Here is a 19,039-nt window from a genome sequence, read left to right on the forward strand (position 1 = left end):
ACGCTTTACCCGCAAATCCACCCAAAGAGCGCTATAGCACCTTCCCGGAGTTCGGACAAAAAGTCACTTTGTCACTCCCGGTCCGATCAGGCATGTGTTTTTCGCCTTCAGGCATGGCCTGAATCAGGAATGAGTTCGGCAATCACTTTGCCGGTGACCGAGCCGTCGTAGCCGGGAAGGGTGTCGATCTCTCTGCGCAGGGCCGCGGATTGAAGGACATCCAGAAGGATCCGGATCGTGGGATGACGGCTCAGGTCGTTTGGTATGACCAGGTCGCAGCGGACATTCGTGATGGGAACGAAACCCAAACCGTAGGCTTCGGCAATGGCTCTCAGACCCAGGGCGGCGTCCGCCACGTTACAGGCAATGCGATAAGCGCCTTCGCGGTGCGAGGTGACCTGGTTGCGATAACCGTTAACGGCATCCACAGGGATGCCGGCGCGCTGCAAGAGGTCGTCCAGCAGCACTCGCAGTGCGGCCCCCGGCTCGCGATTGACGAAACGCACCATGGGCCGGGCCAGGTCGGCGACCGTTCGAACGCCTAGAGGATTGCCTTTGGCTACCATGAGGCCCTCCTCCAACAGGGAGAAACCCAGGACCCGACCGCTTACTCCGGCCAGCTTCCGACCGGCCGTCACCACGTTGGATTCGGCACTGCCCGTGTTATGAAGGTGGGTGCCGGCCACGTGCGCAACGCCTTCGGCCAGGCCCTCGAGGGCCCGATGGCTCGAAGCGAACCGGCAGTGAACGCGCGCATCGGGGGCCAGGCGGGAGATATGTTGGCCGAGGATTTCAAAGGCCGGGTCGCAACCCATCAAAATAATCGTTTTTTCCGCCTGTTCCACGAAGAGGTCTTCCACCCGGCAACCGAAGAGGCGAGCCAATCTCAAAGCGATGGCCGTGTTGGGCAGATAGCGCCCGGATTCGATATCGTAAATGGCCTGACGCCGGACGTCCACCTTTTCGGCGAGTTCTTCCTGAGACCACTCCTTGGTCAGACGGTACGCTTTAACATGGCATGCGAAGCCGCTTTTGGGTCGGGCCACAGACGGCCTCCTTTCTACGATCTTCCATTCATCTCTAAAAAAGAGATTGACGGCTTGTATAGCATATGTAATTAAATCACGTCAAATATCGTTTTAAAGAGACAATCCTTCGGGCATTTCCTTCTCGGAAGGACTAGTCAGAGGTTACGAATGGAATCAAGGAATCGCCGATTACACCGGTTTGCCGTGGTGCTGCTAGTGCTCACCGGCCTGGGGTTGGAGGATTTTATGGGTAGAAGGGCTGCCGCGGAAACCGATCTGCTGGTATTTGCCGCCGCTTCCACCACCAACGCCCTCACTGAAATCGGAGAACTCTATGCCGCCCGGAATTCGGGTCGCATTACGCCGTCGTTTGCTTCAGCCTCTACACTGGCCAAGCAAATTGAGAGAGGGGCTCCGGCCGATATCTATCTTTCAGCCAATCAGGAATGGATGGATTACCTCGAAGAGAAACACTTGCTGTTGCCGGGAAGCCGATTCGATCTCTTGAGCAACCGGATCGTATTGATTGCTCCGGCGAACAGTCCCATAGAGAAGATCGAACTGGCGCCCGGATGTTCCCTGACCGACGCTTTGGGCAAGGACGGGCGTTTGTCCCTAGGGGATCCCGATCATGTGCCGGCCGGTATGTACGGCAAGCAGGCCTTGGAACATCTGGGGATCTGGGACCGGGTTAAGGACCGTCTGGCGCCCATGAAAGACGTGCGCGCGGCCCTGGTGCTGGTGGAACGCGGCGAAACGCCTCTAGGTCTCGTGTATGCGACCGATGCCGCCATCTCCGGGAAGGTACGGGTGGTGGGAACTTTTCCTGAAGGCAGCCATCCGCCCATCGTCTACCCCGTGGCTGCGGTCTCCGGCGGGAAGACGTCCGAGGCGCAGCAATTCCTGGATTTTTTACGAGCGCCGGCAGCCCGGACGGTGTTTGAAAAATACGGATTCATCGTGCGGTGATGGATGTCTTTCGCTTGACGGCGGTGGAACTGGACGCGCTGAAGCTGAGCCTATGGGTATCCGGATGGGCTGTGGCCGTCAGTCTGCCGGCCGGCGTCCTGGCGGCCTGGATCCTGGCGCGCCTGCGCTTTCCGGGAAAAACCCTGCTGGATGGGTTGATGCATCTGCCGCTGGTGCTGCCGCCGGTGGTCATCGGGTATTTGCTGTTGGTGATGCTGGGCCGCAACGGAATCATCGGAGCCTTGCTGAATAAGTACTTGGGCGTCGTCTTGGCATTTAACTGGAAAGGGGCGGCCCTGGCCGCCGCCGTCATGGCGTTTCCCTTGCTGGTCCGCGCCGTGCGTCTCTCTTTGGAAAGCGTGGATCAGGGACTGGAGGCGGCGGCGCGCACCCTGGGCGCCGGTCCGGTGCGCGTCTTCTTCACGGTCACACTGCCGCTGGTGGCGCCGGGTATCATGACCGGCGTCATTCTTGCGTTTGCTCGGAGTTTGGGTGAATTCGGCGCCACGATTACATTCGTATCCAACATCCGGGGCCGGACCCAGACCTTGCCGCTGGCCTTGTACACCCTGACCCAGGTCCCGGACGGCGAAATGGGCGCCATGCGGTTATGCATTCTTTCGGTGCTGATCGCCCTATCTGCACTGATATGCTCCGAGTTCTTGGCCCGGCGGTTTGCCGCCCGCATGAAAGGATAACCCGTGTTCGAGATCAGCATCACGCACCAACAGGGCAATTTCAAGCTGGACGTCTCGTTGCAGGGGGCTAAATCGGGAGTGACCGCCCTGTATGGTCCCTCGGGTGCGGGAAAAACCTCGGTCGTCAACATGGTGGCGGGCTTGGTGCGACCGGATGCCGGTCGAATCGCCATCAACGGCCGTTGCCTGTTTGATTCGACCCGACGCATCGATCTGCCGCCGGAAAAACGCCGCGTCGGCTATGTGTTTCAGGACGGCCGTTTGCTGCCCCACCTTTCGGTCCGTTCCAACCTGACCTATGGAATGAACCGAACACCACTCGCCCGGCGTTTTGTGCAATTCGATCAGGTGGTGGAAATTCTCGGTATCCGCCGGCTGCTGGATCGCAGGCCGGCCAGGCTTTCCGGCGGCGAGAAACAACGGGTGGCCATCGGCCGCGCCCTGTTGACCAGCCCGGCCATGCTGCTTATGGATGAGCCTTTGGCTTCGCTGGATGCGGCGCGCAAAGCCGAAGTGCTGCCTTTTATCATCCGACTGGGCCGTGAGTTTGCCGTCCCGATTCTCTACGTAAGCCACGCCTTGGATGAAATCGTCAATCTAGCCACCCGCATGGTAATGATGCAAGAAGGCTGCGTCCTGGCCGATGGGGATCTGGAAGACCTCCTGTCCCGGTCGGATCTGCAGAGCCGGTTCGGCTGGGGTGAGAGCGGTTCGGTTATCTCGACGGTGGTCGACGACCCGGAAGATCCCTCCGGCCTGACCCGCCTGCGGTTCGGCGGCCACATCCTCAAGGCGCCGCGCATGGATGCGGCCAGGGGGGAATCGGTGCGAGTGCGCATTCCGGCCCGCCACGTGGCCATAGCCTTGGAATCGCCCGTCCGCACCAGTTTCCAGAACATATTCCCGGGTGAGATTCGCGAGATCGCGGATCAGGGCGCCCCTTTTGTGGATGTTCGTCTCGACATCGGGCGTCCCTTATGGTCCCGGATCACTCGTCAATCCTTTCTGGACTTGAATTTGAGATCCGGTCAGTCTGTTTTTGCTTTGATAAAGAGCGTTGCCGTTTCTCAGGGAGCCTCGGCCGAATACCGCTGATCGCGATCGTCGTTTGTGGTTGTCGGGGCGTTAGGGAGAGTACTCATCGCCCACCCTTGGGCGGTTTGTGCAATCGAAGTGCAATGACAGGGTTCCCTGCCGTCTATCCGGTAACTTTCCTCTGTTGTCCTATTTCCGGGTGCAAGGTAGGACTTGTCAGTGCCTGGTGATCCCGTAGATCGCCTTCAGCAGTTCCGCCGAGGAGGCGGTTTTGCACACAAAGGCCTCGGCCCCCGCATCGCACATTGTCCTGGCAATTTGCTCATCCTGGTGCATCGACAGAGCGATCACCCGAACCTCGGGCGACTCGGCCTTGATTCGGCGGGTGGCCTCGATGCCGTCCATTTTCGGCATGGAGACGTCCATGACGACCACGTCCGGCTTGAGCTGCCGGACCTGTTCGATGGCTTCCAAACCATTGGCCGCCCCGCCCACCACCTGGATGTTCGGCTGGCCGGCCATCAACTTGATCAACCCGTTACGCATCACCTGATGATCGTCGGCGAACAAAACCCGAACGCCTCCCGGCGCGACGGTACGAATCGATTCAGGCGGAGTTACATGAAGCCGGCCGACCGCCGGCCGATTCGTCTCTTCGACTTCAGCCGGCTCGAGGGGGATCGTCAGGGTAAAGCGGCTGCCCCGGCCCGGGGCGCTTTCGATCACCAGGTCGCCTCCGATGTAGCGGGCGCGCTCCCGCAGGGCCAACAAGCCGAATCCGGCCGGTGCGGTTACCGAATCCAGCATTTCGGGGTTTAGCCCTCGACCCCGATCGCTGACCGTAATATCGAGGCGTTCGTCGAAGCTGGAAAGGACGACGCGGGCGCTTCTGACATCGGCGTGCTTGACGACATTGAACAAAAGCTCCTGTACGGCGCGGAAGAAAAACAGCTTCAACGGCGGGCTTTCAAGGTGCAGCTTTGCATCCGCTTGCAGCTCTACCTGCAATCCGAATTGCTTGTTCATCTGACGGGCCAGCCACTCGAGGGCCGCGACCAGGCCGGAGTGGCGCAGCACCGGCGGGTTCAGCTCGTGCGAGAGGCGGCGTGACTTGTCGATGGACTCCTCGAGCAGTTGCTCCACGATCGCCAGTGAGGGCGTGTGAGGCAGGCTCTCGCAGGCCGCCTGCAGCTGAAATCGGGCGGCGGCCACAATCTGCTGAAGATCGTCGTGCAGCAGTTGGGCGATCCTTCGCCTTTCCCGCTCTTCGGCCTCGATCAACTCAATGGCCAGGGTCTGAAGCTGGCTGGTCCGGCGTTCAGCCAACTCGGTGCGTTCGGCCACGCGTTGCTCCAGTGTTTCATTCAACTGCCGGAGCGCCTCTTCCGCTCGCCGCTTTTGGGTGACGTCGCGAAACACAAGCACCGCGCCGATTAGCTGTCCTGATGCGTCCAGGATCGGCGCCGCGCTGTCCTCGACAGGCACGGTGCGGCCGTCCCTGGTCACCAGAGCGGTATGATTGGCCAGGGCCACGGCGCGGCCCTCGATCAGAACGCGGGCGATGGGCTCCTCCGCCGCCTGGCCGGTCCGCTCGTCGATAATGCGAAACACGTCCTGGACGGGCCGGCCTATGGCCTCCTCGGCCTTCCACCCGGTCAGCGACTCGGCCACGGGATTGACGAAACTAACGCGGCCTTCAGCGTCCGTGGCGATGACCGCGTCGCCGATACTGGTCAGGGTGACGCGCAGCCACTCGCGCTGCTCGCGGAGTTGACGGTCGGCCTGGTGTTTGAACAGCGCCACCTCGATTTGGGCCGCCAGTTCCCGCTCCTCGAAGGGTTTGAGGATGTATCCGAACGGACCGGTGAGTTTGGCGCGGGCGAGCGTACCGGGGTCGGAATGGGCCGTCAGGTAGATCACCGGCACGTCGTGCCGCTGGCGGATCGCCTCCGCGGCTAGAATGCCGTCCATCGGACCCTCCAACTGGATGTCCATCAGCACGAGGTGCGGGCGTAGACGAGAGGCCAGGGCGACGGCCTCTTCGCCTTCCCCGGCGATCCCGGCAATCTCATATCCGAGCCGTCCCAGCTTGCCTGCCAGGTCCGCTCCGACGATGGCCTCGTCTTCAACGATGAGTATGGTGGCTTTACTCATGTCTTCGGTCCCCCGAACGCGATCGTGAACTCGGTTCCTTTTACGCTGGATACTTCTACGGCGGCGCGGAGCTGCTTGGCCAACATCTGCACCAGACGAAGACCAAGGGATCGGGACTGCCTCCAGTCAAACTGCTCCGGCAGGCCCGTCCCATTGTCGCGCACGCATAAGCGCACCCGGCCTTGCGCGTCGCCGCGGAGCGACATGGTTACTTGACCGCCGGCCCGGCCGTTGAAGGCGTGTTTCAGCGCGTTGCTGAACAACTCGTTGAGGATCAGCCCGCACGGCACCGCTACATTAACCGGGAGCAACACCGGCTCCAGGTCCAGAACCAGCCGGACGCCGTCGGCGTCACTCCCGTGGGCTCGCCAAAGGTAGTTTAGCAGACTTTGGGCATAGTCGGCAAACTCAACTCGAGCCAGATCGGTAGACTGGTAAAGTTTTTCATGGACCATAGCCATGGAACGTATCCGGTGGGTCACGTCCTGGAGTATGTCTCGAATGACCGCGTTGTCCGTATCGTCCGCCTGTAAGGCCACCAGGCTCGAAATGACCTGCATGTTGTTCTTTACCCGGTGGTGCACTTCCTTCAGCAGCACCTCCTTCTCAGCCAGCGACGCCCTGAGCGCCTCTTCCACCTGCTTGCGCTCGGTTATGTCCTCAAAGTAGACGGACATTCCGCCACCCTCTCGAGGGAAACATCGGTTGTGAAACCAGCGGCCCCATGGTTCGTAGAAGTTCTCGAAATCCCGGATTTCTCCGGCCGCCGCACGGCGGAATTCTTGCTCCAGACGGGTGCCCCGCGTGAGAGGGAATACCTGCCAGTGATTCTTGCCGAGCACCTCATCGCGGCGGATGTCCAGAATGCGTTCAGCCGGGCCGTTGACGTAGATAAATCGCCAGTCTCCATCACAGGCGAAGAATCCGTCGCCTATACTCTCGAGTGTTGTCCGGAGCAGCTCCTCGGCCCGTTTGCGCTCTTCCACCTCTCTGCTCAATTCATCTCTTGAAACCGTGGTGTCTCTCAGTTGTTCCGTCATCGCGTCGAAGGAACGGGAGAGTTCCCCGATTTCATCCTGTGTCGATATGGCGATGCGGTGACTGAGATTTCCGGCCGCGACAACTTCAGTTCCTTTTCGCAGTGCCGTAAGAGACGTATTGATGTTTCTCACCATCCCGATCAAGGCGGTGGTGAGAGGGAACGTTACGGCGATGACAAGGAAAAAGATGAGTATATTAATCCTTCTCTGGGTCGTCGTAATCTCATCATGAATCAGACTCTCGAGGCGTAACGCGCTCGAGAGCACCCCTCTCGATTGTATAAGTACACGTCCTGCCAGGCGTTCCTCCGCCTCTTCGATCAACTCGGTGCTTGCTGCCTGCGCAGGATGTTGGTAATTGGAGACCAATTTGAGGAAGGCTTCTTTCATCGATCTGCTATTATGGCGAATATTTTCCAACATCTCTTGCTTTTCAGCGCTATTGAACCGGATCGTTGCAGTGAGTTCCGTTACCGAATCGTGCTCCGAAAGAAACTGCAGCATCGGGCGATCGTCGGGGTAAAGCATGTAGGAACGGGCGAAGCTGCTGAGTTCATTCACGCCGTGCATGATTCGCCGGGTCGTCTTACCTTCTTCCAGGGAGCGCTCCATCGTTTTATGGGAGATGAGCAGCGCGAGGCCGATGACCACCGCCATGAGTACCGGCGTCCATGCGGAAAGTTTCAATTTCCTGGAGATTCTCATAGGCTTTCCTATTTCCCCGTGATCCGGACAGCCTCAGGTCTTATCGTTTTAAGCGCTGAGGCATCAACGAAATCCAAGAAATTGGGAAGCCTCCGGCCGGCGGCGCCTTCTCCTTTGGAGATCCATCGCGCCTGGTCTTCCATGTTCAATATCAGGCTCTGATCCAGCACCGCGGTAAATCGGTAATCGATCCAGTCCCTCTCGAAAAGAGAGCCGTCCGCTCCGATGTGTCTCGAAAAGACGGCGCGTGTCTCGGAAGGGCGTTCCGAAATGAATTCGTTGGCGGATATGATTGCCCGCAGGAATCTCTTGATAGGTTCGGGACGGTCCCTGACGAAGCCTTGTGTGGCTGCCATGTCCCATGTCATCGTGTAGATGCTCGGATCTTGAAGCACCGTCGCGTTGCCGGCGAGCTTTTCTCGAAGCATGATCGTGTGGGGCGCCCAGGTGCTTACGGCGTCCACCTCGCCCTTCAGCAAAGCGTCGACCACCCTATCGGTGGAAAGATGGACCATCCGGACATCCTTTGGATCGATATAGGAAGTGATCAAATAGATATGGAGAAAGAAATCGGACGTGGTTCCCGCCACTACTCCGATGCTCTTGCCCTTGAGGTCTTGGGGCCCCGATATTCCCCTGTCTTTCCTCCCGACGATCAGGATCGCCCGGTCGATCTCGCAAATCGTAGCGATGACGGCAAGCGGCTTGCCGTGCATGGCGGCGCGGGCAATCGGCGTTTCACCGGCCGTGGCGAGGTCCGCCTTTCCTGAAAGGACCGCATCCAGGCCCAAGTGGCCGGACAGGTAAGTTTGGAGGGTTACATCAAGCCCTTCATGCTTGAAATAGCCTTTCTCTTGGGCGACGTAGATCGGGGCGGACGCGGGCCAGGGTGTCACGGCAACAACGATGTTCTCCTGTTTCTGGGAGCCGCCTTGCTTTTCTTTCGGGCTGCACCCGGCCATGCCGGCCACAACAATCATGAGCAGCACCAGGAACGCTCTAACCATATCACCTCTCTCCATAGAGTGCGTGGCAGGCTCTATCCCGTCCTGGTCACGTTCACCACTGGGATGTTGGTGCGGAACAATTCAGGAGATGTCGAATGGCGACACACCCTCGTTCGAGGCAATCCGATGACCGGCCGGGTCCTCCCCGACGACGGCCTCATCTTCGACGGCGAGTACAGCGGTGTTGCTCACGTCTTCGATACCGAAAAAGCGATCGTAAACCCGGTTCCTTCGACGCTGGAAACGTCCACGGCGGCGTGCAGTTGCTTGGCCAACATCTGCACCAGGCGTAAGCCCAGGGTTCGGGACTGCGTCCAGTCAAAGCGTTCCGGCAGGCCCGTGCCGTTGTCGCGTACGCACAGGCTCACCCGGCCTTGGGCATCGCCTCGAAGCGACACGGTGACCTGGCCGCCGTCTCGGCCGTCGAAGGCGTGCTTCAGCGCGTTGCTGAACAGTTCGTTGAGGATCAGACCGCATGGCACCGCCGCATTCACCGAGAGCGACACCGGCTCCAGATCAAGAGCCAGCCGGATGCCGTCCGCATCACTCCCATAAGAGCGCCAGAGATAGTACAGCAGACTTCGGGCGTAGTCGGCGAAATCCACCTGGGCAAGATCCGCCGACTGGTACAGTTTCTCGTGAACCATAGCCATGGAACGCACCCGGTGGGTCACGTCCTGGAGGACGTCGCGCATGGCATGATCCCGCACTTCTTCGGCCTGCAGACCGACCAGGCTGGAAATGACCTGCAGGTTGTTTTTGACGCGGTGATGAATTTCCTTTAACAGGACTTCCTTCTCGCAAAGGGACGCTCTGAGGCGCTCCTCCCCTTCGCGCAAGTCGAGCTCCGCTTGCACGCGGCCGGTGATGTCGATACCGTAGAGGTTGATGTATTCCTCACCCGGCGGCTGCACGGCGGAAACGCTGAACACGCTGCCGGCCGGATTGGTGATCTGAGTTTCGATGGCGTGGTCTGTTCCTCGGGCTTGGGCCACGGCGGCGTACACAGGGTCCGGCAGCGGTCCGCCGGCTTGCCAGCCCAAGGTCGCCATCCAGTCCCTTGCAGGCGCGTTGGTGTACAAGATCACCCCGTTGGGAGAACATCGGAGCACAGCATATGGATTTTCCTCCGGGAACTGGGACAAACTTCGCAGCGCTTCTTCGGCATTCTTTCGCTCGGTAATGTCCTGGGTAATCCCGAAGCCTCCAAGCAGGTTGCCCGTTTCTTCGAACTCGAGATAGGCCTTTTCACGCACCCATCGGACTTTGCCGGCCACCACGATGCGGTGCTCGATGTCGTAGGGTTCGCCGCGCAAAGCCGCCTGCCATTGCGTGTCCACATACGAACGGTCGTCGGGGTGAACGATCTGAAGGAACGTCTCGTAGGTTAACGGTGTCCCTTTGGGTACGCCAAAAACGCGATAATTCTCGTCGGACCACGTGAGGACGTTGCGGTTAACGTCCAGGCGCCAACTGCCGATCTGTCCCACTTCCTGCGCACGATCCAGGTCTTCCCGGCTTTGACGGAGAGCTTTGTCCGCCTGCTTGCGCTCGGAGATGTCCACAAAGAGCACGGCGAACTGGCTGGGTGCGGTGCGGTAGGCAAAGACTTCGTACCACCGGTCCAATGGAGCCGAATAATTCTCGATATGGGCAGGGGTCCCCTCGAGGGCCACGCGACCGTAGGTCTCGATCCAGTAGATCTCGATGTCGGGCATGACTTCCCGCACCGTTCTTCCGATCACCGCCTCGCGGCTCAGGCCGGTGAGGCGCTCGAAGGCCGGGTTGGTTTCCAGGAAACGGTAGTCGCAGGGCTTGCCGTCGGCGTCGATGACGATCTCGTGCAGGGCGAACCCCTCCGTCATGTTGTTGAAGAGCGAGCGCTGACGCGCCTCGCTTTCCTGCAGATCCCTTGTGCGCTCGGCCACCCGCTGCTCGAGCGTTGCGTTGATTTCCTTGAGTTCCTTTTCGGCCCGACTCCTGCGATGGATCTGTGTGAAAAGCGCGGCGATCAGTAACAACTGGGCCACCAAGAGGCTGAGTATGCCGGTCATAGGCCACGCGTACCGGTCCCAGAGGGAAGGGACTCTATTTAGAAAGATGCTTTCTTCGGGAAGCTCGCCTGCCTCGCCGTCCCATCTTTGAATCTGCCGCCAATCGAACATGGGTACCGGCTTGCCGATCATTATTTTGGATTGTTCGGTGAAACGGATCTTCCCGTTCAGAATATCCAGGGCGAGCCTGGCGGCCCGGGCGCCTTCCGCCTCGAAGCTGAGCAGGGATCCGCCGACCACGCCCAATCCCAGTAGAGTATCGTAAAGACCGAACACAGGCGCGTTGGCGGCCTCGGCAACCATCTCCCCCACGTCCCTGGGGGTAAAGGTCCGGCCGGTTTTATCCGTGAAGACGTTGCAATAGATAACGATGCTTCGGCGAGGAAGATCGGCGACCCGCTCGATCATCTCCTCGACGGAATTATTGGACGTGTATTCAAATTGAAGCCTATCTTCCCAATCGGCAAAAGCGCTCTTGGCCTCGGCTTCGACCCATCGGTCCGTCTCGGAAACACCGCTGACGAAAACCACTCGTTCCGTTTGTGGGAACAAGTCCAATGCCCGTTCCAAAGTACCCCGCATGTCAAGGCTGATCAGCAGGCGGAAAACCCGATGTTCCGTGTCTTCCTCCTTGAAGGCCCCTTGCACATTCCAGGACACCACGGGAACATTGGGAAAGATATCTTTGGCGTCGTTCAGGAGAAAACCCATTGCAGGCGCGTGAAAGGTGACAACCATGTCGATATCGCTCTCCGTATATTTGTGGCGCAGCATCTCCGTCAAGGCCTGCCGGTGCTTGTTGCCCTTGATGTGCAAGAGGTCGAGGTACTCGAAGAACAGCGTGTTCGTGCTTACGCCGGCGTCTTCCATTACTGCAATGAAGGCGGGATTCATCTTTCGATAGGCGGGCAACGAGTACCCGTAGGAGCAGAGCACCAGGATATGCTTCGGCTTGAGCAAGATCCGGTCCCCCGGATGCTCTTGAGAAAAGGCGGCCTCTGCATGGAACACGAAGGAGGAAAGCATCGCCATAAGAAAAAGGATCGCAACATTCCGTCGCCGGACTGCAAATCGGAGCCGCTGATTTCGCTGTTTACCATTAGGATCCTGCGAGACGGCAAGGCCCCGCGCGTCCTTGCGTGATCCTCGTGGGGTCGGACGGCTTGGTTCCCGAGACCATTTAGATTTATCGATGATATCCGTGTACACAAAACACCCTAAAAAAATACGTATTCCGGATTCGGCTTCGGGAAGATACAAATCGCCCTCCAGGCCGACGATCCCAAAGAGAACACGCCACGGAAGGTCATGATCGCCTTCCAGCCTTCTTGATCGAGGAGGATATTCGTAGACGGCTTCGGCTTGATGTCCCTAGCGGTCGCGATCCATCCCATAGATCGCCTTCAGCAGTTCCGCCGAGGAAGCGGTCTTGTTTACGAAAGCTTCCGCCCCCGCCTCGATCATCGCCTGGGCGATCTGCTCGTCCTGGTGCATCGACAGGCCGATCACCCGCACTTCGGGCAACTCGGCCTTGATGCGCCGGGTGGCCTCGATGCCGTCGATTTCCGGCATGGAAACGTCCATCAGGATCACATCCGGCTTGAGCTGACGGGCCCGATCGATGGCTTCCCGGCCATTGGCCGCTTCGCCCACCACCTGGATGTCCGGTTGGCCGTTCATCAATCGGATCAGTCCCTGCCGTATCACCCGGTGATCGTCGGCGAACAGCACCCGGATGACGGCCGTGACCGGCGTAGATGCGGCGTCGGCCGCAATGCCGGGCTGTTGGACGGCCGCCGGCCGCCGCACTCCGGTTTTGGCCATATCTGGAGGAATCGTCAGACAGAAGCGACTGCCCCGCCCCGGGGCGCTCTCCATCACAAGGTCGCCCCCCATGTAGCGAGCCCGCTCCCGCAGGCTCAGCAGTCCCAAACCGGCTGTCGCTGCAACGGAATCCAGACGTTCGGGATCGAATCCCCGGCCTCGATCGCTGACGGTAATCATCAGGCGGCCGTCGAAGGTCGAAAACACGACACGAGCGCTTTTCACCCCGGCGTGCTTTACAACATTGAACAGCAGTTCCTGCACCGCGCGGAATAAAAACATCTTCAATGGGGTACTTTCCAGCCGGCATTCCGAGTCCGTCTTAAGCTCGACTTGCAGCCCGAACTGCTCGCCCATTTGACGGGACAGCCATTCAAGCGAAGGGACCAGACCCGAATGGTAAAGCACCGGCGGGCTCAGCTCGTGCGACAGGCGGCGGGATTTGCTTATCGAGTCCTCCAGCAGTTGCTCCACGTTCGCCAGCATCGGCTCGTGGGGCATACTCTCGCAGACCGCCTGAACCTGCATCCGGGCTGCGGCCAAGATCTGCTGCAGATCTTCGTGCAGCAGTTCGGCGACCCGCCGCCGCTCCCGCTCCTCGGCCTCGATCAGCTCCACCGCCAGGGCCTGAAGCTGGCTGGTCCTGCGCTCGGCCAGTTCGGTGCGTTCGGCCACCCGTTGCTCCAGAGTTACGTTCAGGTCCCGGAGCGCTTGTTCCGACTGCAATCGTTGCATGGCCACCGACACCTGGTCGGAAACGGATTTCATGAGGGCTATTTCGTCGGATGCAAACCTTGTCCGTGTTGTTGCGCCAAAGGACAAGGTTCCGATCAATCGGCCCTGGAAGAGCAACGGATGGCAGCAATAGGCCTGCACCCCATAAGACTTGACCAGTTGGGTCCGGAAATCATTGCTGTATTGAATATCCTCGGCAATGATGCGTTCCCCGTCGCGGGCCACGCACCCGCAGACCGCCACGCCGAAATCCAATTGCCGTATCGCGGCGGCCGCCTCCGGGGAAATACCTGCGCAGGCATTGAGATGCAGCCGCCGGCCGGGCTCTTCGACGAGGTAATTGAAGAAGAACCGGCAGTCGATGTGCGCCATCACGGCCCGGCAGAGTTCCTCGACAATGGCCTGCGGATCCTCGGCGCGCAGCAGCCGTTCCGCCACCATGGCCAACAGTTCCAAACGCTCTTTGCTCGTTCGCAATTCCTCTTCGGCCTGCCTGCGCCGGCTGATGTCGCGGAAGATCATCACCACGCCGAGAATATGGCCTTGATCGTCGAGGATGGGGGCTCCGCTGTCGTCTATAGGCACCTCTCCGCCGTCTTTGCGGAGCAGAACTGTGTGGTTGGCCAGCCCGACAATCTTGCCGTTCCGGAGCACTTTGGCCACGGGGTCTTCCACGAACTTTCTCGTGTATTCGTTGACAATGCGAAAGACCTCTCTCAGCGGTTTTCCGGACGCCTCGGACATGCTCCAGCCGGTAAGGGCTTCGGCAACGGGATTGAGAAAGCTGATGAGGCCATCGGCATCCGTGGCGATCACTGCGTCGCCGATGCTGGTGAGAGTTACACGTAGCCACTCGCGCTGCTCGCGGAGCTTTCGTTCGGCCTGATGCTTGAACAACGCCAACTCGATTTGCGTCGCCAGGTCCCGCTCTTCAAAAGGTTTCAGGATATAACCGAAAGGCCCGGTGAGCTTGGCCCGGGCCAGGGTGGCGGAATCGGAATGGGCCGTCAGGTAGATCACCGGCACGTCGTGTCGGGCTCGGATCGCCTCGGCCGCTTCGATGCCGTCCAGCGGGCCTTCCAGTCGGACGTCCATCAGGATGAGCTGCGGGTCGAGGCGCCGGGCCATTTCCACGGCCTCCGCACCTTGTGCAGCGATTCCGGCCACTTCATATCCTAACTGGGTCAGCTTGTTGGCCAGGTCCGCAGCGACGATGGCCTCGTCCTCGACGATGAGGATGCCGGTATGGCTCATTTCTTCAGTACCCCTAATCTAGTCGTGAACACGATTCCTTCATCTCCCGCTACTGCCCCGGCGGCGCTGATTGAGCGAGCTCCGGCGCCTAGAGCCGCGCGAAACCGCCGAGCCACATCCTCGCTAATAGACCCATACGGTCGCCCTGTCCGAGCAAAGACGCTATAACATGCATCGAGATTCCGCTCGGATGTGTTCGCCGGATGTTATTCCCCGTCCAGGACTTCCCGCACTTTTTCGGCAAGAGCTTTGTTCGAAAAAGGCTTTTGAAGAAACCGGACACCTCTTTCGAGAATTCCCCCATGCGCTACGGCGTCAGCCGTGTAACCGGACATGAAGAGAACTTTGACGGCTGGAATATGTTTCTCGATTCGCTCCCTTAACTGCTGACCGTTCATCCCGGGCATCACTACATCCGTGATCAACAGGTGAATCGGGTTTTCATACCGCTCGGCAATGGTTAGCGCCTCCACCGGTGAGGGGGTCGCCAGAACCGTGTACCCGAGCCGTTCAAGCACGGCCTTTGCGAGACGAAGTATGGATTGTTCATCCTCCACCAGGAGCAAGGTCTCGGCGCCTTTCGCCGTTGGCTTGCCGTGCGGTTCTCCGTCCAATTGCAGAGCCTCGAGGGTCCTTGGGAGGTATATCGTGAATCTGGCACCTTGCCCCGGCCGGCTGATTACGTCGATGTATCCCTCGTTCTGCCGCACAATACCGTATACCGTGGAAAGCCCCAGTCCCGTTCCTTTTCCGACTTCCTTTGTGGTGAAAAACGGCTCGAAAAGATTATTCAGCGTCTCTTCATTCATACCGCAGCCGTTGTCTCTTACCGACAACGTCACGTATTGTCCCGGCTTGGTTCCCGCGTGCGCGGCGCAATAGGCCTCGTCAAGGATTGTGTTTTTTGTCTCGATCGTGATTCTCCCCACCCCGCCGATGGCATCCCGGGCGTTAACACACAAATTTGCCAGAAGTTGGTCGGTCTGAGCCGGATCGATCTTGACCAGCCAAAGGTTCGCACCCGGCGCCCAAGCCAGATCGATATCTTCGCCGATAAGACGCCTGAGCATCTTTATCATGCCGGTCACCGTGTCATTGAGATCGAGGACTTGAGGCGAAGTGACCTGCTTCCGGGCGAATGCAAGTAGTTGACGTGTGAGATCCGCGGATCGCAGGGCCGTTCTTCGGATTTCGTTAAGGTCGTCATACACCGGCGAAACAGGGGCCGTTTCTTCCAGCGCCAGTTCCGCATGCCCGATGATGATGCCCAGCATGTTGTTGAAGTCATGGGCCACGCCGCCTGCCAGACGGCCCACGGACTCCATTTTCTGGGCCTGGTGAAACTGTTCTTGAAGCGCCAGATAATGGGTGACGTCGCGTTTCACGGCCACGTAGGCAACAATACGGCCTTTCGTACTAAATACCGGGGAAATGGTGGCGTCCTCGGTGTATAGGGTTCCGTCCTTGCGTTTGTTGACCATCCGTCCCTGAAACGTCTTTCCTCGAGAGATCGTTTGCCACAATTCGCTGTAAAACGTTTGGTCCTGCCTCCCGCTCTTGAGGATGCGCGGGTTCTTGCCCAGTGCTTCCGCCTTGGTATAACCGGTGACGCGCTCGAAGGCCGGGTTGACATACTGGATGGTTCCCCCGGGGTCGGTGATGACCACTGTATCGGCGACGTGTTCGATGGCGGACAGCAGTTGTTCACGCTCGGCTTCGGTCCGTCTGCGCTCGCTGATATCCCGAAAGACTAGAACCACCCCTTGAACGCGTCCTTGTTCGTCTATGATGGGTGCGTCGCTGTCGTCTATGGCCGCCTCGCGGCCGTCTTTGCGGAGCAGCACTGTGTGGTTGGCCAGCCCGACAATCTTGCCGTTCCGGAGTACCTTGATCACCGGATCCTCCACGGGCGCTCGGGTGTGTTCGTTGACGATGCGAAAGACCTCTTTGAGCGGCCTTCCGACCGCCTCGGCCATGCTCCAGCCGGTAAGGGACTCGGCTACGGGATTGAGAAAGCTGATGAGGCCTTCGGCATCGGTGGCGATCACTGCGTCGCCGATGCTGGTGAGGGTTACACGCAGCCACTCGCGCTGCTCGCGGAGCTTTCGTTCGGCCTGATGTTTGAACAGCGCCAGCTCGATCTGCGTCGCCAGATCCCGCTCTTCGAAGGGTTTCAGGATATAACCGAAAGGCCCGGTGAGCTTGGCTCGGGCCAGGGTGGCGGAATCGGAATGGGCCGTCAGGTAGATCACCGGCACGTCGTGTCGGGCTCGGATCTCCCCGGCCGCTTCGACGCCGTCCAGCGGGCCTTCCAACCGGACGTCCATCAGAATGAGCTGCGGACGAAGGCTCAGGGCCATTTCCACGGCCTCCGCACCTTGTGCGGCGATCCCGGCCACTTCATATCCTAACTGGGTCAGCTTGTTGGCCAGGTCTGCAGCGACGATGGCCTCGTCCTCAACGATGAGGATGCTGGTCTTGCTCATGTCTCGAGTCTCTCGAAGGTGATGGTGAATTCGGTTCCTTTATCGCTTGTGACTTCCACGTCGGCGCGCAATTGCCCGGCGAGCATCTGCACCAGGCGCAAGCCAAGAGAGCGGGTTTGGCCCCAGTCCATGCCCGGCGGCAGGCCGGCCCCGTTGTCGCGTACACTCAGGCGTACATGCCTTTGCGTGTCGCCACGTAGCGATACGGCCACTTGACCGCCGTCGCGGCCGCTGAAGGCGTGTTTCAGGGCGTTGCTGAACAATTCGTTCAGGATCAGCCCGCACGGCACCGCTTCGTTCACCGGAAGCAACACCGGCTCCAGGTCCAGATCCAGACCCACACCGGAAGCGGCAGCCCCGTGCGCGCGCCAGAGGTAGTTGAGCAGGCTTCGGGCGTAGTCGGCAAACTCGACCCTGGCCAGGTCGGTCGACTGGTAGAGTTTCTCGTGAACCATGGCCATGGAGCGCACCCGATGGGTGACGTCCCGCAAAATACTGCGCATGGCCGTATCCTGCAATTCATCGGCCTGCAAGGCCAGCAGGCTGGAGATAACCTGCATGTTGTTTTTCACGCGATGATGGATTTCCTTGAGCAGCACTTCCTTTTCGCCGAGCGAGGCCCTCAGGCGCTCCTCACCTTGGCGCAGCGCCTCTTCTGCCCGCTTGTGCTCCGTGATGTCCTGGACGGTCCCGTGCAGGCCCACAATCCGCCCTTCGGCGTCGCATACGGTTTCGCTGCGCGTCTGGACCCAGATGCACCGGCCGTTGCGCAGCGCCTGCACTTCTATATCGTAACCTGCGCCCGTCCGGGCTGACTCCTGCACAGCAGCGTTGAGCCGGTCCCATTCCTCCGGCGGATACCAAAGCCCGCGCTGGTCCTTAAAATTGGGGATGGTTTGCGTCGCCGGATCGAAGCCGTAAATCCTCAGCAGTTCGTCCGTGCCGGTGGTGATATCCGTTTGCGCGTCCCAATGCCAACTGCCAATGTGCGCCACTCGTTGTGCCTCGCTGAGGTCCACTTCCCTGGCGCGTACCGCTTCCTCAGCGTGCTTGCGGTCGCTAATATCGCGCCAGGCGACGATGCCCCCGATGACAACGCCGGCGTCGTCGCGGATGGGTCCCGCCGTGCACAGCAGGGGCAGACGATCGCCGGAAGCGTTAATCTGAACGATCTCGGCATCATGGACCACCTCACCGCGCCGGACTGCCCGCACAAGGGGCAGGTCTTCGACGGCCATAGGGCTCTTCCCGTCGGCGTGATACACGTTCCATTGTGAGGCCACCTCTTCCGCGGACATGCCCTCATGCGTATCCCCGAGCAGCCTCTGCCCGTAGCGGCTGACCCGTGTTAAATTCAACTCCCTATCGGCCATGGTGATCCCTTCGGGCACGTATTCCATCAAGGCGGAAAGCATCCGGTCGCCTTCTTCGGCTTTGGCCAGGGCCAGGTTCAGGGCTTGCTGCGCACGAGCGATGCTCCTGCCGGAAAAGAAAGAAATGCCGGCATTGATCAGCATCAGGGCCACAATCAAGCCGGGGATCAAGATGCGGGCCCTTCTCCGGGAGGATTCGATTCGAGACTGGCTGATGGTTATGAGGTGTTGAATATCGTCCGAGATGAATTGAGTCTTCATCCAGAGCTGAGAGACGAGAACATTGTATCGTTCGGCGTCCATGGCGCCCTTCGACTCCATGGAGCCGGATATTAGCTTCTCGAGGGAATATTGGAGTTCCTCGGAGTTGGTTTTGATCTGTCGGATGAGGAATTCTTCACCGGCGCCCAAGGGGGCTATGGTTCCAAGAAGGATCTCCAACGAGCCTTGGATTTCCTTGATCTGGCGGGTACGGCTGGGATGGGGCAGGCTAGACAATCGTGCAATCGACATGTTCAGGGCATAAATCTTGCTTCCGATTTCCCTGTAAATTTTTCTGCGCGCGGCTTCGTTGTCGAGCTCCCGAAGGACGGAAAAGACAATAAAGACGATCACTAGAGAAATAGCGACGGATGCGGCTACGCTCAGCAGGATTCGTTTCTGAATTCTCATGGGAA

11 protein-coding genes are annotated in these 19,039 nt (G+C 59.5%); 3 read left to right on the top strand and 8 right to left on the bottom strand.

Annotation, left to right across the window (positions count from 1 at the left end):
- Positions 1–107 precede the first annotated feature (107 nt).
- Positions 108–1,046: a helix-turn-helix domain-containing protein gene (locus HY788_18795; GenBank protein MBI4776196.1), complete on the bottom strand. Its 939-nt coding sequence runs from the start codon at positions 1,044–1,046 to the stop codon at positions 108–110.
- A 150-nt stretch (positions 1,047–1,196) separates the two neighbouring features.
- Between HY788_18795 and modA the strand changes: the two genes are divergently transcribed.
- Genes modA through modC form a run of 3 tightly spaced genes read left to right on the top strand, consistent with a single transcriptional unit; the run spans position 1,197 to position 3,790 of the window.
- On the top strand, positions 1,197–1,997 hold the full coding sequence (modA, locus tag HY788_18800; GenBank protein ID MBI4776197.1) for a molybdate ABC transporter substrate-binding protein: 801 nt from the start codon (positions 1,197–1,199) through the stop codon (positions 1,995–1,997).
- Positions 1,997–2,695 carry a molybdate ABC transporter permease subunit gene (gene modB / locus HY788_18805; GenBank protein ID MBI4776198.1) on the top strand — a complete coding sequence of 233 codons (699 nt, stop codon included), beginning with the start codon at positions 1,997–1,999 and terminating at the stop codon, positions 2,693–2,695. The genes modA and modB overlap by 1 nt, the downstream gene beginning before the upstream one ends.
- A 3-nt stretch (positions 2,696–2,698) precedes the next feature.
- The gene (gene modC, locus HY788_18810) at positions 2,699–3,790 is read left to right on the top strand and encodes a molybdenum ABC transporter ATP-binding protein (GenBank protein MBI4776199.1); all 1,092 of its coding nucleotides are present in this window, start codon (positions 2,699–2,701) and stop codon (positions 3,788–3,790) included.
- Positions 3,791–3,946: 156 nt separating this feature from the next.
- On the opposite strand, the gene HY788_18815 is transcribed toward modC, so the two are convergent.
- The 7 genes from HY788_18815 to HY788_18845 all read right to left on the bottom strand — a co-directional run bounded on the left by HY788_18815 (position 3,947) and on the right by HY788_18845 (position 19,034).
- Positions 3,947–5,884: a response regulator gene (locus HY788_18815; GenBank protein ID MBI4776200.1), complete on the bottom strand. Its 1,938-nt coding sequence runs from the start codon at positions 5,882–5,884 to the stop codon at positions 3,947–3,949.
- Positions 5,881–7,629: a PAS domain-containing protein gene (locus HY788_18820; GenBank protein ID MBI4776201.1), complete on the bottom strand. Its 1,749-nt coding sequence runs from the start codon at positions 7,627–7,629 to the stop codon at positions 5,881–5,883. The genes HY788_18815 and HY788_18820 overlap by 4 nt, the downstream gene beginning before the upstream one ends.
- A gap of 8 nt (positions 7,630–7,637) precedes the next feature.
- Entirely contained in the window at positions 7,638–8,636 is a 999-nt protein-coding gene (locus HY788_18825) for an NrtA/SsuA/CpmA family ABC transporter substrate-binding protein (GenBank protein MBI4776202.1), read from the bottom strand.
- 188 nt (positions 8,637–8,824) lie between these two features.
- Positions 8,825–11,650, bottom strand: a complete 2,826-nt coding sequence (locus tag HY788_18830; protein ID MBI4776203.1) for a PAS domain S-box protein — start codon at positions 11,648–11,650, stop codon at positions 8,825–8,827.
- A 411-nt stretch (positions 11,651–12,061) separates the two neighbouring features.
- On the bottom strand, positions 12,062–14,503 hold the full coding sequence (locus tag HY788_18835) for a response regulator (protein ID MBI4776204.1): 2,442 nt from the start codon (positions 14,501–14,503) through the stop codon (positions 12,062–12,064).
- 206 nt (positions 14,504–14,709) lie between these two features.
- A complete protein-coding gene (locus HY788_18840) occupies positions 14,710–16,989 on the bottom strand; it encodes a response regulator (GenBank protein MBI4776205.1) in 2,280 nt (759 codons plus the stop codon).
- The gene (locus HY788_18845) at positions 16,986–19,034 is read right to left on the bottom strand and encodes a PAS domain S-box protein (GenBank protein MBI4776206.1); all 2,049 of its coding nucleotides are present in this window, start codon (positions 19,032–19,034) and stop codon (positions 16,986–16,988) included. The genes HY788_18840 and HY788_18845 overlap by 4 nt, the downstream gene beginning before the upstream one ends.
- Between the last annotated feature and the right edge of the window lie 5 nt (positions 19,035–19,039).

This window comes from Deltaproteobacteria bacterium, from assembly GCA_016208165.1.
In the GTDB taxonomy this organism is placed as follows: Bacteria; Desulfobacterota; Desulfarculia; order JACQYL01; family JACQYL01; genus JACQYL01.